The sequence below is a fragment of the Leucobacter shiyiweii genome (assembly GCF_052446065.1).
Classification (GTDB): domain Bacteria; phylum Actinomycetota; class Actinomycetes; order Actinomycetales; family Microbacteriaceae; genus Leucobacter.
Genome location: NZ_CM127080.1, coordinates 2,059,050 through 2,073,855 on the forward strand (window position 1 = coordinate 2,059,050; position 14,806 = coordinate 2,073,855).

General features: G+C 62.8%; 10 protein-coding genes and 1 tRNA gene. 1 reads left to right on the plus strand and 10 read right to left on the minus strand.

From position 1 onward, the window contains the following. Positions 1-101 precede the first annotated feature (101 nt). The 4 genes from ACTNFJ_RS09570 to secA form a co-directional block, all read right to left on the minus strand. Positions 102-1,061 carry a DMT family transporter gene (locus tag ACTNFJ_RS09570; RefSeq protein WP_435906080.1) on the minus strand — a complete coding sequence of 320 codons (960 nt, stop codon included), beginning with the start codon at positions 1,059-1,061 and terminating at the stop codon, positions 102-104. Positions 1,062-1,547: 486 nt separating this feature from the next. Next, a tRNA-Thr gene (locus ACTNFJ_RS09575) sits at positions 1,548-1,623 on the minus strand. 35 nt (positions 1,624-1,658) lie between these two features. After that, positions 1,659-2,627, minus strand: coding sequence for a DsbA family protein (locus ACTNFJ_RS09580; protein ID WP_435906081.1), 969 nt, complete (start codon positions 2,625-2,627; stop codon positions 1,659-1,661). 71 nt (positions 2,628-2,698) lie between these two features. After that, positions 2,699-5,476: a preprotein translocase subunit SecA gene (gene secA, locus ACTNFJ_RS09585; protein WP_435906082.1), complete on the minus strand. Its 2,778-nt coding sequence runs from the start codon at positions 5,474-5,476 to the stop codon at positions 2,699-2,701. A 247-nt stretch (positions 5,477-5,723) separates the two neighbouring features. Here secA and ACTNFJ_RS09590 point away from each other — a divergent pair, with 247 nt between their 5' ends. Further along, positions 5,724-6,518: a polyprenol monophosphomannose synthase gene (locus ACTNFJ_RS09590; RefSeq protein ID WP_435906217.1), complete on the plus strand. Its 795-nt coding sequence runs from the start codon at positions 5,724-5,726 to the stop codon at positions 6,516-6,518. Positions 6,519-6,591: 73 nt separating this feature from the next. Here ACTNFJ_RS09590 and hpf read toward each other — a convergent pair whose 3' ends face one another. From hpf to ACTNFJ_RS09620, 6 genes are all read right to left on the minus strand, one after another. Continuing rightward, positions 6,592-7,230, minus strand: a complete 639-nt coding sequence (hpf, locus tag ACTNFJ_RS09595) for a ribosome hibernation-promoting factor, HPF/YfiA family (protein ID WP_435906083.1) — start codon at positions 7,228-7,230, stop codon at positions 6,592-6,594. 154 nt (positions 7,231-7,384) lie between these two features. Then, entirely contained in the window at positions 7,385-8,200 is an 816-nt protein-coding gene (locus tag ACTNFJ_RS09600; RefSeq protein ID WP_435906084.1) for a ComF family protein, read from the minus strand. A 304-nt stretch (positions 8,201-8,504) separates the two neighbouring features. Next, complete coding sequence (locus ACTNFJ_RS09605; protein ID WP_435906085.1) at positions 8,505-10,202, minus strand: LpqB family beta-propeller domain-containing protein; 1,698 nt, start codon at positions 10,200-10,202, stop codon at positions 8,505-8,507. Further along, positions 10,202-11,899: an MtrAB system histidine kinase MtrB gene (gene mtrB / locus ACTNFJ_RS09610; RefSeq protein WP_435906086.1), complete on the minus strand. Its 1,698-nt coding sequence runs from the start codon at positions 11,897-11,899 to the stop codon at positions 10,202-10,204. Before mtrB ends, ACTNFJ_RS09605 begins: the two co-directional genes overlap by 1 nt. 3 nt (positions 11,900-11,902) lie before the next feature. Next, positions 11,903-12,586 (minus strand): MtrAB system response regulator MtrA, encoded by a 684-nt coding sequence (gene mtrA, locus ACTNFJ_RS09615; protein ID WP_435906087.1) that lies wholly within the window; start codon positions 12,584-12,586, stop codon positions 11,903-11,905. A gap of 95 nt (positions 12,587-12,681) precedes the next feature. Beyond that, a complete protein-coding gene (locus ACTNFJ_RS09620) occupies positions 12,682-14,775 on the minus strand; it encodes an amidase (protein ID WP_435906088.1) in 2,094 nt (697 codons plus the stop codon). Between the last annotated feature and the right edge of the window lie 31 nt (positions 14,776-14,806).

Genomic DNA, 14,806 nt, shown 5'->3' on the forward strand with positions numbered 1-14,806 from the left:
CGGAAACTACTCACAAGCGCGCCGCAGTGCCATGTTGGCCGTGCTCTCCCGTTCGACCTGGCAGCAGTCGCAGCGAGCGCGATCCACTGCGGATCGCGCGGTTACCCCCGCGAAGAACGCCGAGGCAGCGCAGCGATAGTCACCGCGAGGAGCGCGACCGCAGCCCCCGCGAGAAGCCCCGGCGTGACTCCACCTGCGAGCGGTATGCCGGCGTCGAGAGCGACCGAGGCCACGAGCTGGCCCGCAACGTTCGACATGCTGAGCAACAGCACACCCGCAGCACGCACGAGCATGGCGGCGACGCCGATGAATATCGTGCCGATGAACCCTCCGACGTAGTACCAGGGTTCACTCGGCCAAGTCTCAGGCCAACCCTGCACCCCCACCGAGACCGCCGCCGCAAGTAAGAGCACTGCGGTACCGACCAAGAAATTTACGAATGTCGCCGCGCTAGCACTCTGCGCCGCGGAGCGCACCAGGCCATTTACCGCAGATTGCCACGCAATAGCGAGTCCCGCTGCCACAGGAATCAACACCAACCACAATCGCGGACCCTCGCTCCCAGTTGCAGCCAGGTCAGTGAGCACTGAGAGCCCAACTGCCACGACCGCGAGCACGGTGCCAACGATCCGTTGCGGGCTTGGCCGAACCTTCCCACCTGGCCCAAGACCAACCCGATCGATCAACAGCCCGCCGAGCACCTGACCGCCGACGATTCCTACGGTGAACAAAGCCAAGCCGATTACGGAGGCGACGAGCCCCTGCCCGAGCACAAAGAACGCGCCGCAGAGACCACCCGTAAGTGCCCACAGGGGCAGGTGCTTCGATGCGAGTTCGACACGAAGCTTGTGGATCCCCCGTCGCCCGCGTGGCGAGAACACCACGGCGAGCACCATGATGATGAGGCCAGAACCGAATGAGACAGCAGCCGTGACGAATCCATTGCCGAGTTGCTGGCTGAGACCTCCGTTGACCCGCGACTGGAGGGCCACCAGTGTGCCCGCAAGCCCCGAACCGACAAGAGCAGCCCACACGGGTACGCTCTGCCTGCCTGGGGTCACTCGTTTACCCTAGCCTCTGCTGGCTCTCTCACACTCGCTCAGTGATCGACGAATGCCTGTGATCTGCTCAATCCCGGAGATTTGCACAACTTCGGAGCGCGACGCCGGGTTGCGGACCCGAAGATATGTAGTGTTCCGAGGCACTGGGGAGAATGCGGGTGAAGTCGCGCTTCCCGAAAAGCCTGCTTCACCCGGGTCGGTTCAGAGTCCGACAGGCGGCGAAACGAAAGAGGCCCACGAATGTGGGCCTCTTGAGTGGAGCCCACCCCGCACAACGCTCCGTGGGGCCCCGCTGTGGCGGGGCCGACTCCTCGCAGCAACGCTTCGCGTTCCTGCTTCAGAACCGCCTGTCGGACTTGCTTTCGGCGATCAGAGCAACGCAACGCGTTGCTCGCCGGAAGCGGGTGAAGCTGCGCTTCACCCGGGTCGGTTCAGAGTCCGACTGGCGGCAAAACGAAAGAGGCCCACGAATGTGGGCCTCTCAAGTGGAGCCGCCTGTCGGACTCGAACCGACCACCTGCGCTTTACAAGGGCGCTGCTCTACCAGATGAGCTAAGGCGGCAAAGAGCGGCCGGACTTGCCGGCCACTCCATGAGTTTACTCTGTTTCGGCGGGAGCGTCTGCCCCGGCCGGAGGAGCGGTGTCCGCGCCGTTCCCCTCCAACGCGGCCTTCACCTTGAGAATGTACGACTCCAGGTCGCCATCGCGACCCGAAGACCACTGCTCGCCGTTGACGATCACGGTCGGAGTGCTGATGAGTCGCTGTGGTTCACCCTCCGGCTGCAGGTTCTGTCCGCTCGCGTCAAGCAGGCGCGCACCCTCGACCAGGCCCCACAGGCCCGTTTCAGTGGCCTTCTTCGTGTTTCCGGAGATGAAATCACCAAAGCGCTGATCCTTCACGCACTGGCGCAACTCGGTGTCGGCGGTCGCCCCCGCGAGTTCTGCCTGCTCGACAAGCTGATCGTCAGTGAGCGCTGAGGTGCCCTCCGATGGCTGCACGTTCGCGCTGAGCAAACGGTTGTGCAAAGCAAATGCAGAGTCGGGCTGCTGCTCAACGACACAGCTCACGAGATTGGCCGCCCGCGTTGAGTACTTGGTGCCCATCGACGTCGCGTCGAGAAAGTTCAAGGGAAACACCGACAGGGTAATGTCGCCTGAGCCGATGTAGTTTTCGAGCATCGTGCCGTAGGTCTGCTCGAACGCACCACACGCGGGGCACATGTAATCGACGTACACAGTGACGTCGATCGGCAGCTCGTCCCAGCTCAAATTGGGTGCCTCACGTGACTCATCGGGCTGCAGCGCTGGCGTCTCGACAACTTTCAAGTCGGCACCGAAGGTCACCGCCCCCGATGCCATGTTCTCGGGGCCAGGGCCAGCGGGCTTCAGGGTCTGCGCCAAAACGAGCCCCACGATTGCGAGGATGACCAGCACACCCAGCACAACACCGCCCTGCAAGAACAGCCGGTTGCGCTTCTCTCGCTTCTTCTCGGTCTCGCGGGCAAGACGCGCCTGCTCGCGCGCCTGCTCGCGGCGCTCGTTCTTCGTGAGTTTTTCGTTTGCCATTGCTGTCTCCGTGGTTTGCCCGCGCATGGCGGACGTTCGTTTCAAGCGACGAATCGCGTCTGGATCGCGCGTTACTTATTCTTAGCGGCTCGACGCTGTGCGCGGTTCTGGGGGCTGTCGCCACCCTCCACCTGCTGTCCGAATGCACCGCGCTGCTGGGGCTGCGCAGGAGTTGCTCCGCCACCCGTACGAGCCCGAGCCGCAGCACCTGAAGCCGCTGCCCGCTGAGCACCCGGCCCGCTGATCTCCGTGCTCCCGTCCTCGTCGGGGGCGATGTAGCTGAGCTTGGAGGTGTCAAGCGGTTTTTCCTCCTCGAGCCCTCCGCCCTCGATGTGTACGTGATCCTGTGGGCCCTCAGCGGGTCGCACCTGCACCTCGAGGTTGTAGAGCAGGCCCATGGCCTCCTCCTTGATCTGCCCCATCGTGCTCTGAAAGAGGGTATAGCCCTCGCGCTGGTATTCGATGAGTGGATCGCGCTGCGCCATCGCGCGCAGCCCGATTCCCTCCTTGAGGTAATCCATCTCATACAGATGATCTCGCCAGCGGCGGTCGATTGTGGAGAGGACGACGCGTCGTTCCAACTCGCGCATGCCTTCTTCACCGAGGGCCTGTTCACGCTTGGCGTAAGCAACCTCTGCATCAGAGAGAATCTCGCGGAAGAGGAAGTCGCGATCCACACCCTTGCTGCCGCTCTCAGCCACCACCTCGTCAACCGACAGGCCGACGGGGTAGATCTGCTTCAGATCGTTCCAAAGAGCGTCGAAATCCCACTCGTTTGCAGCGGAGTGCGAGTCGATAATGGCGGAGATAACCTGCTCGCGGAACACGTCGACACGAGACTTGATGTCTTCGCCGTCGAGAATCTGGGCGCGGTCGGCGTAGATTGCCTTGCGCTGACGGTTGAGCACATCGTCGTATTTCAGCACGTTCTTGCGGATCTCGCTGTTGCGCTGCTCGACCTGGCTCTGCGCGCTCTGAATCGCGCGGCTGACGAGCTTCGACTCGATAGCCATGTCATCGGGGAACCCGCCGCGGTTCATGAGCGAGGCAGCCGCACCCGAGTTGAACAGGCGCATCAGGTCGTCGGTGAGCGACAGGTAGAAGCGACTCTCGCCCGGATCTCCCTGACGACCAGAACGACCGCGCAACTGATTATCGATGCGTCGCGACTCGTGGCGCTCGGTACCCAGCACGTATAGGCCACCGGCAGCAATAACCTTCTCAGCCTCAACATCGACCGTTGATTTCACGGCCGCGAACACCGCGTCCCACTCAGCCTCGTACTCGTCAGGCGTCTCGGTGGTCGACAGCCCACGCGCGGTCATCTCTTGCACCGCGAGAAACTCGACATTGCCACCGAGCATGATGTCGGTGCCACGGCCAGCCATGTTCGTGGCGACCGTAACTGCGCCGAGGCGACCAGCCTGCGCGATAATCGCGGCCTCGCGTGCGTGGTTCTTCGCATTGAGCACCTCGTGACGCACACCTGCCTTCGCAAGCAGTCTCGACAGGTACTCGCTCTTCTCGACGCTTGTGGTGCCCACAAGCACGGGCTGCCCCAACTCGTGACGCTGGGCGATATCTTTGACGACCTCGGCGAACTTCGTCTCTTCGTTCTTATAGACGAGGTCAGACTGGTCGATGCGCTTCATCGGCTTGTTCGTAGGAATCGGCACGACGCCAAGCTTGTAGGTCGACATAAACTCGCCGGCCTCGGTCTCGGCGGTGCCGGTCATACCTGAGAGCTTCTCGTACAGGCGGAAGTAGTTCTGAAGGGTGACGGTCGCCAGCATCTGATTTTCAGCTTTGACCTGCACCCCTTCTTTAGCCTCGATAGCCTGATGCATGCCTTCGTTGTAGCGGCGCCCGGCGAGAATGCGCCCGGTGTGCTCATCGACGATCATGACCTCGCCGTTCAACACCACGTAATCCTTGTCGCGAGTGAACAGTGCGCGCGCCTTGATTGAGTTGTTGAGGAATGAGATCAGCGGTGTGTTGACTGACTCGTACAGGTTCGTGATGCCGAGATAGTCTTCGACTTTTTCGATGCCGGGTTCGAGCACACCGATCGTGCGCTTCTTTTCGTCGACTTCATAGTCGACGCCTTCTACGAGTTTCTTGGAGAGCCGCGCAAATTCGGTGAACCATCGATTCGCTTCGCCCGAGGAGGGGCCCGAAATAATGAGCGGAGTACGTGCTTCGTCGATAAGGATCGAGTCGACCTCGTCAATAATTGCGAAGCCGTGCCCGCGCTGCACCCGGTCGACCGAGGTCGAGGCCATGTTGTCGCGCAGATAGTCGAAACCGAACTCGTTGTTCGTGCCATACGTGATGTCGGCGTCGTACTGCTTGCGTCGTTCAGTCGGGTTCTGACCCGCCACGATGCAACCGGTGGTCATGCCGAGTGCGCGGAAGATGCGACCCATGAGGTCGCTCTGGTAGCTCGCCAGGTAGTCGTTGACCGTGACGATGTGCACCCCGTTGCCGGTGAGCGCGTTGAGGTAGGCGGGCATCGTTGCCACCAGGGTCTTGCCTTCACCAGTTTTCATCTCGGAGATGTTGCCCAGGTGGAGGTTCGCACCACCCATCACCTGCACGTCGAAGGGTCGCAGCCCGATCGTGCGTTTGGCTGCCTCGCGCACGGCGGCAAAGGCCTCGGGCAGCAAGTCGTCGAGCGACTCGCCTTTCTCAAGGCGCGCGCGGAACTCGGCGGTCTCGCCGCGCAGTTCCTCGTCGCTGAGCGCCGCAAACGACTCTTCGAGATCGCTGACTGTATTTGCCAGCCGCTGCAGCTTCTTCAGGGTGCGCCCTTCGCCTACGCGAAGGACTCGTTCGAGGACTGTCGCCACGTCGTGTCTCCTGTGTGGTGGGGCGGTGGTGGTGCGGGGTGCGCACCGGGCCACCGTTGCCAAATTGTGACAACGCCCCAGCCTAGCAACTTGAGTTCTCGACCGCCTGGGTATCTCTCCGAGACTGACCGCTCCCCCGAGGCCCAGGATCCCGAGACCAATTTGCCGGTGCGGGCCCAGGTCGTGCCGGGTGCACAGTGCTGGCGATCCACCGAGCCGTATGATCGAACTCACAACGCGGCACGGAATGCGGGTGAGAGTGAGCGGATCAGGCGAGGCAACCCTCGTGATCCTGCCGACCTATAACGAATCGGGTTCGCTCGCCGAGATCGTGGCTCGTCTGCGCGCTGCCGTACCCGCAGCAGACCTCCTCATCGTCGACGATGCGAGCCCCGATGGCACGGGCAAAATTGCCGACGCGCTGGCGGCGGCGGATCCGCACGTCTGCGTGGCGCACCGACCGGGCAAGCTCGGGCTGGGCACGGCATACGTGCTCGGATTTCGACACGCGCGAGGAGATAGGTACCGATACGTCGTCGAGATGGACGCCGATGGATCCCATCTGCCCGAACAATTGCCTGACCTACTGATCGCCGCGCGTGCGGGAGCAGGTCTCGTCGTCGGCACTCGCTGGATCAAAGGCGGGCAGATTAGCGGATGGCCCAGATACAGGCGGTGGATCTCACGCACCGGCACTCGGGTCGCTCGAGTCGCCCTGAGGTCCCGGTTGCGCGATATCACCAGCGGTTACCGTGTAATCGACACCAGCTGGTTGGCACAACTCAACCTCGGTCAAATCACCTCGCACGGGTACGGCTTTCAGGTCGAACTCGCGTGGACCTTGGAGCGACTCGGCTGCCCGATCACAGAGGTGCCGATCACCTTCGTTGAACGGCGCACCGGGCGCTCAAAGATGAGCATCGGGATCGTGTTCGAGGCGCTTGGCCGCGTGCTCGCCTGGGGGTGGCAGCTGCGCTTTGCGCCCGGGAGGCTTCCGCGGGCCGTGGGGCCTGCGAGGGCAGAAGAGACGCCCAGCTCCTAATCGGTGCTGGGCGTCTCTTGGGCGCTTCGCGCTACTCGTTATGCGCCGCGCTCCTGCTGAACATTGGGGACTCTCAGCCCATTTCACTCAGGCTAATCACACCGTAGTTCCAGCCCTTTCGGCGGTAGACCACGCTGGGCTTACCCGACTCGCTCTCCACAAAGAGGAAGAAGTCGTGCCCGACGAGCTCCATCTGATCGACGGCTTCCTCCACCGAGACACGCTCGGCAGGGAATTCTTTCGAGCGAATCACGACCGGCGTGTACTCGGCGTCGTCTTGCTGCTCATCGTTCATGACAGGAATGCTGCCGGTTGCCACCGCCTCAATCGTCTCCAAGGACGCAGGGGTGAGTGCCACGCTTTCGAAATCGTTCGCAGTGGCCTCGCCGAGTGACGTGCGGCCGCGACCGCGATGCACTTTGCGGCGATCCTTCATACGGCGGATCCGCTCCAGAATGCGGCCGTAGGCGATGTCGAACGCCGTGTACTTATCAGAGCCGGTGCTCTCGGCGCGGATCACGGGGCCGGGGCCAATCACCGTAATCTCGACACGATCACCGTTCTGCGGGCTGCGGTCGCTCAGTCGCGAGACCATAACCTCAAAAGTTTGCACCTTCGGCAGCAACGTCTCTATCTTGTCCGTCTTTGAACCCACATAGTTCTCGAATCGTTCAGTGATTCCGAGACTGCGTCCGCGAATGCTTACATCCATGGTGACCTCCCTAGGGTTCAGGCGGGTGGCTTCTAACAGCGCACCATTACGCCTTTCTCGAACACTACTCTGGTTCATCACTCGGTTTCCACCCGGTTGCGGTTCGGATTGGGTTTCGGTAGGCGTGTCTCAGGATTCGTTGTCGATGCGCACCTTACGGATCATTGGGACCCGCCTCGCGTCGACCACTACCGGTCTCGCTGTTGGAGCCGCTTCGGCGCGCCCCCAGCCGATCGCTGCGGCGTTCAACCGCGCAGAGCGCAACGGTCGCGACAACGCGCGCCCCCGCCAGGGTGAGCGCGAGATGCGCCGCTGCAATCGTGGCACCGGTGGTGACCACATCGTCAACGAGCACCACTTCGCGGCCACGCAGGAGGTTTCTCGCAACAGGCGAAACTTCAACCAGTGCCGCATTGTATTGTCGCTCGGTCGCGCCCAGGCCAACCTGCGAGGTGCGGCCCCGTCGAGCACGGAGTGCCCGCGTCACCAGCCAAGGACGTCGCGGGGCGAAACAAGGCGACCTCAATGCTGCGCGCACCAGCATGTCGACGTGCCGATAGCCGCGCTCACGCACCCGCGCGGAACGCGAGGGCACAGTCACCAGAAGAGGCAGCGTCGGGCCTCCCGCAAGGCTGAGTGCCGCATCAAGTGGGGCGGCAAGTCTCGGGCCCAGCTCGCGCGCGAAGCCCGTCTGTCCGGCGTTTTTGAACGCGATGAGTAGGTCACGCAGTGAGCCTTCGTAGGGGCCAGCCACACATGCGGCCAATCCCGCCGGCGTGCGGACCCAAATTGCCGTTCCCCTGCCGTCGCGCACGGCGAAGCGGCATGCGTCGCAGCAGTCTCGATCGGGAGCTCCGCAGGTCACACACTGTGTCGGCCAGAGAAGCGCCAGCGCGTCAAGCCCGAGTTCTCTGAACCAGTGGATCACGGCGCCCTTCCAGGTACCGGTCCCTACTCCTGACTCAGCCACCCTTGAGCCCCCTGCCACTCTCGCCAAGATCAATGAGCCGGGCAACTTGAGCCACGCCGCCAAGGCGATGTACATGAGAGCTCGCGAACATGACTCAATCTTGTGGATGAAAGGCCAGGCCATGGCAGCGCCTAGAAGATCTGTGGATAGTTTCGCTCGAGACGGAGCGGACACCACACTGTGCGCGAGCAGTTGAGCCCACCGGAGCTTCGAAACACAGCCAGCCAGGGCGGGGAAAGCGAGCGGAGGAAGGCACAACTGAGGCGGAGAAAGCAAAGGCAGGTGGCAGAGGGCGGCCAGAGCCCTACCCGACCTTGGCGACCAGCGCGATGCCGTCGAGTTGCCTCTGCCAACCACTGCCTTGCGGGGCATACAATCGTCCGTCGTCGTCCAGCACGCGCAGCAGCGATCGGTTCCCGCCCCCGCTCAGGCTCACGGCCCCGGGTACCACACCCGACTCCACAGCGAACTGCCCCAGCACCCCCTGCGTGACCTTCCCAGACGCTCCGGCTCGAGTGACCGCCGCGAATCGCTCATCATCGATCCAGTCGAGATCGACGGGAGTGCCCGGCACCCAGAGCTCGGTGTTTGCAATGTCGGTCAGGGCAACCGGCACCCCGGATTGGTCGCGCGAGATGCCCGCAACGAGCACCTTGCTTTGGTCCGGCGATGCCGCATCGACGACCAGCACGGCGATACGATTTCCCCCCTGTGCTACACGCACCGCAACGGGTACCCGCCCGCCGAGCCACGGCATTTGCAGCAGGGCAGATCGCTCCCCGGGTTTCGTTACCAGCATCTCGCCCGGGGCAGTGGAGGAATACGTCCATACGTGCCCAAAGCGATCAAGGCTGGGGGCGATCAAGTCTCCGCGCACGTCAACCACCACCTGATCGTCAGGGGACACCCAGCTCACGGCGCCCTGATGCAGCACCGCCGCGCTGCCACGATCGGGTGCAAGTGTAACGGCGCTGGGCTCCAACTGCGCGATACGCGCTCCTATGCCCGGCAGAACCGTCACGTCTCCCGCACTGATCGGGCCAAACTCCCCGTCTTTGAGCCCGGCAACGTAGAGATTCTCTGCGGTGGGAGAAGTCGTATCAGCGGCTATCACCGTGCCCGACTCGATCAGCGAACTATTGACGAGAAGCTCGAACCGCGCCACATTTGGCACCGACTGCAAGCTCGCCCCGAGTTGCCGCTTCACGAGTTCCATGGTGGCGGCATCGGCGTCGAGCAGTTCGGCAGATAGATCGATCCGCGCGGTGCCGTCGACCACGGGCACGGCACCTGCGGCGAGCACGGTGCCCGCGGGAATTGCGCTGCGCACCACCTCGATCATCTGCTCGGTGGGCCCCTCGAGCAGTTCGCCGACGACCTGCGTGCTGATAGTGGCGCGGTTTAGGAACCATCTCGTGTCCGACACCAGCCGGTTATCTGGACTCAGAAAATACAATTGCAGCGGCGTCCATACTGCCGTGAAAGTGCTCTTGTCGAGGATGATTCCGGCGGGGGCGGACGTGATCCGCCACTCGCCACCAATCTCGGCGAATTCGAACCGCACCTCGGTTGCCGCTCCAGGCCCCACGGGTTGCAGGGAACCCCGCCCGTCGACACTCGCAATTGCCGAGAGCGACAGCACCCCCACATTCTCCTCGGCCTCGCGATACTGCTGTGTGCCCTCGTCAACGAGCACCCCGAGCGAGGGATCCCAATCGTCGGAATATTCGGGTGCCAGGAACTCTCGCGCGGTCGCGTAGTCGTCGGCGCTTGAAGCCGCGGCGCTCACAAAGCCGCGCACGATGTCTTCTTGGCTGGCTCCTTGCGCGGGACCGCCCGGGTTGAACTGCACGGGTTGGTCCGCCTGACTCAGCCTCTCGAGCCCTTCGTGCACCGGCCCTGAGCTGGGTATTCCCTGACATCCCACGAGACCGACACACACCAGCAGCGTCGTCGCGAGCGCACGCAGGCGCATTCCCTGGTGGATCTGCCGCCGCGACACTACTTCCTCCCCTTGGTGACATTGCGCCAGGGGCGACGAAGCCAGCCCCCCGTGGCCTGCGGATCGCCGTCGTCCGGCGTGATGTCGTCGGGCACAAGCGGGATGGGTGAGACAAACGCAGCGATCTGATCACCGCGCGGCAGGGTGAGTCGAAACTGCGACCCCTCTCCCAGCCTCGACCAGGCCTCGAGCAGGCCACCGTGCACGGCCGCGTCTTCACGGGCGATCGCGAGGCCGAGCCCGGTGCCGCCGAGAGTGCGCTTGCGAGACGGGTCAGCGCGCCAGAAACGGTCGAACACCCGATCCACGTCCTCGGAGCGTAGCCCGACACCCCAATCGCGGACTGCGATGGCAATGGCCGAGGCGTTGGAGTCGATGGTCACCACAATCGGCCTTCCCTCCCCGTGTTCGATCGCGTTACCGACAAGGTTCGACACGATGCGGCGGATGCGCCGCGCGTCGACATCAACCGCGCTGTAGCCGCCCAGAGGCCGCACCTCGATCAGGCTCGCTGACAGCGGCTGAAGGCCTTCAACTACCGTCTCTGTGAGCGTAACGAGGTTCGTGGGTTCAGTCTCAAGAGTGACGCGACCGGCGTCGTAGCGGGATATCTCCAGGAGGTCGGCGAGCAGCGTCTCGAAGCGGACGACCTGGGTGCCGAGCACCTCAATGGCTCGCGACTGGGGGCCATCGGCGGCGGCGCTGCCCTTGAGCACTTCGGCTGCGAGGCGGATCGTGGTGAGGGGGGTGCGCAGTTCATGAGACACATCAGACACGAAGCGCTGCTGCATCTCAGACAGCTCATCAAGTTCGTCGATGCGCGCTTGGAGGGTGTCTGCCATGTCGTTGAAATTCTTCGAAAGCACGTCGAAGTGCTCGTCGTTCTGTAGCGGCATGCGTGCTTCGTTTTCGCCAGCGGAGAGCCGCCTGCTGGTATCGGCTGCGGCGCGAATGGGCCGAAACACGATGCGGGAGATGCTCCAGACGAGCGCCCCAATCAGCAGCATGAGAATAAGCGCGGTGAACGACAGGGTCCGGGAGACAAATCCGAGGGTCTGTTCTGTTTCAGACATGCTGTACCCGATGAAGAGGTCGTAGGTTCCGGCCCCCGCGGGGAACACGAGGCTCGACGCCACTAGCACCCCCGGTACCGGGTTTCCCGCTTCGTCGGCGAGAGTCACGGCCTGCCAAAACTGCGGCGCTCGCGCCTCGAGCAGGGCCTTCGAAAGTTGCGGGCTTACGGCATCGACCACCTGGGTCGAGGTGTAGAAATCAGCGGGAGCCTGCGGAGAGGATTCTTGTCCGGGCTGACGGCGCACGTAGATGAGCCCAGACGACGAGGTGTCTTGCACCGTGCGCCGCACCGATGTGACAAGCGCAGAGAGTGCACCCCGGTCGCTCGCATCGGAGGCATCGACGAGTCGCTGCGCGGCGAGGGTTGCGCGCGCCGAGTCCTGCAGCACTTGGTCGCGTCGGGAGTTGTAGAGATCGTCGCCGATGCTCGTGAGAATGAAGGTTCCCGAGATCAGGATCATCACCCCGGTAATCATGCCCGTGATGGTCATGGTGCGCAGTTTGAGCGACCGCGACCAGCGACGCCGCAGGGGTCCGAGCACGGGATCGGTCCTGCGGATCCACTTGATCTTCAGGCGGCGCAGCCAGAGCCCGAACTGCGACCTTCCGCTGCCGCCCGTCATACGCTATTCGCCGGTGCCACCGGCGCGGTAACCCACCCCGCGCACGGTGGTCACGATGGTCGGGTGGTCGGGATCTTGCTCGATCTTTGCGCGCAGACGCTGCACGTGCACGTTGACCAAACGCGTGTCTGCCTTGTAGTGATAGCCCCAAACCTTTTCAAGCAAGACTTCGCGAGTGAAGACCTGCTGCGGCTTGCGCGCAAGAATCACGAGCAGATCAAACTCGAGTGGCGTGAGCGAAATCGGTTGCCCCCCACGCCGCACCTCGTGTGCTGCCACATCAATATCAAGGTCACCGATGCGCAGGTTTTCGCCATTCTCTTGCTGCGGCTCGCGCAGCCGTGCACGAATGCGAGCGATGAGTTCAACCGGGTTGAAGGGCTTCACCACGTAGTCGTCGGCGCCGGCTTCGAGCCCACGCACCACATCGGTCGTATCGCTGCGCGCGGTGAGCATGATGATTGGCACACCGGACTCGGCCCGAATTTGACTGCACACCTCGATGCCGTCGATACCTGGCAGCATCAAATCGAGCAATACGAGGTCGGGACGCACCTTCTGGAAGAGGTCGACCGCCTCGGTGCCGTCCGCAGCGTGTTCCGTGAGGAACCCCTCGCCCTGCAGCACCATGCCGAGCATCTCTGACAACTGCCTATCGTCGTCGACCACCAGTATCCGTGCGCTCATGCTCCCATTATGTCTGTTTCCTTGCCCTGAATCGCCAATACCGGGCTGTATCTCAGCTTTGAACGGCCCGTGCGGCGTGGGGGTTTCGAATTTGTCTACCCCCGTTCCTCCCGATACCCAACATACGGGTCGCCGTCTTTCGACCTCGCGGTCACAACAGCGAGAATCTGCGGGACGCCAGCCCAGGTGCCATGCGGAGTTTTAGCCTGGACCAGCGCACTCCCGCACCACCCGTCATCAGTCACTTCAGTAGCGACGGTCTGGCCGTTCACAGTAACGAGCAGTTCGGTGAGTGCTGTGCCCGTGGGGCTATAGCCCGTAAGGTGCACGAGACGAAGCTCGGGACTATTGGCCGGAGCAAACGGTTCGACTGTCAGAGTGAATTCGAGTTGACGTGCCGCGCGTGACACCGGTCTTTCACCTGACGCTGCGAATCGGTCAGTGGGGAGGGGCGGCGTGAATTTCGGTGAGATTCTGAGCGAGCTAGCCTCGGCTGCGCATCCCCAGCCCAGCAGTCGCATATCGGAATAGGCTGGGCCCGCAAAGGTGAGTCCTACGGGCATTCCGGTGTCGCCCATGAGTCCCATAGGCACTGTGACCGTGGGAATGCCGAGGTGGCGCAGCACATAGTTCCCGTTGGAATAGAGCACCCCGTTTGACCATGCGTGAGCCGCGTCGGAGGGAACGACATCGGAATCAGACCTGGCCACATCGCCGTTTGCTGGAAATACCAAGCCGTCGAGTGACTGCTCTTCTAACCATGCTTCGAATCGCGCGGATCGCATTTCTTCAAGCGCAAGGAGGCCTTCAGCGAACCCGATCATCTCAGCCGGGCCCACGAGACCAGCCGCCGCCCGAGCAGGCGCATCAGTGTGTCGGTCACCGTTGACCATACCGGAATCCGTGAGACTTCCCGCAGCGACTGGATCGTATCGATCAGGAAGAGCACCTTTGGGAAGTGGGAAAATTTCCGCACCATTAGTCTGTGCGAGTTCTGCCGGGTAGCTAGGCTCGCCGGTACGGGCGAGGCTTACATCCGCGTTTTTCCTGAGGAACTGATCCCATCCCCAGCGCATGAGATCGCCAAATTCCCAGCGCATCCACCCGTTGGGGAGCACGCCGAGGCGATCCAGCTGTTCCGCTGTCTGGTATTTGCCCTCGTAATCGGTGATCACCGGAAACTCGCACTCCACCACTTGTGCGCCGAGCTTGACTAGCCGAGCTCGCGCCTGCTCCCAAAGTTCTCGCACACTTGGGCGGATCACCACCGGGTAGTGAGGGTCAGTGCCCAGATAAGCCGCGGGCACTCCCAGCCGCACACCTTCCAACGGTCGCGGGCACTCTCCCGAGGCGATCTCTCGAAGATCTGGCACACGCACCTCACTCACTCGAGGGAGCTTCACGACCTCCTGCTCACGCCAAAAATCCCCGTCGGTTCGTGGATCCTCCGCGAGCAGGACGTCAGCAACTTGGAGCAGGTCTGACATAGTGCGACACTGTGGCACCACGACATCGCAGGTGGCGAAGAGCGGCCAATTGCCGCGAATCGAAATCATTCCGCGGGAAGGCGTGTATGCGCACAGCCCATTGTTCGAGGCTGGGCTGCGGCCGGAAGAAACGGTCTCTTCGGCCATCCCAAAGACCGCAAAACTTGCGGCCGTTGATACGCCCGAACCGTGCGATGAGCCCGAGGCATAGGCGGCTGGCAGGTAATCGGGGTTGTACGGGCTCTCGCTGCGCCCGTACAATCCACGCTGCATGCCTCCAGCAGCCATCGGGGGCATGTTGGTCTTGCCGATGAGGATCGCGCCTGCCCGACGCAAGGCGTCAACGGCGAACGCGTCTTCGGCCGCAATAAGATCGCGGAAGGCCGGAGACCCATTTGCAACTGGGAGCCCGCGCACCTTAAAGCTGTCCTTTACGGTGAACGGGATCCCCTCAAGTGGACGCACATGCTGCCCACCCATCGCGAGTCGCCGGTCAGACTCCGCCGCTTCCTTGAAGAGGTCGGGGTTAAGCACCACCACCGAGTTGAGAGCCATACCTCCGCGGTCATAGGCGGCAACGCGTCGCAGATGAGCTGCCGTCATTTCGGTTGCTGAGACGCTTCCCGACGCAAGCAGGTCACGGGCTTCGCTGATCGTGAGCTCCACGATTGACCCGGGAAACGCTCGTTGCATATCGGTCATAGGTGGTCCTTCAACCTGAGGGGTTATTGCA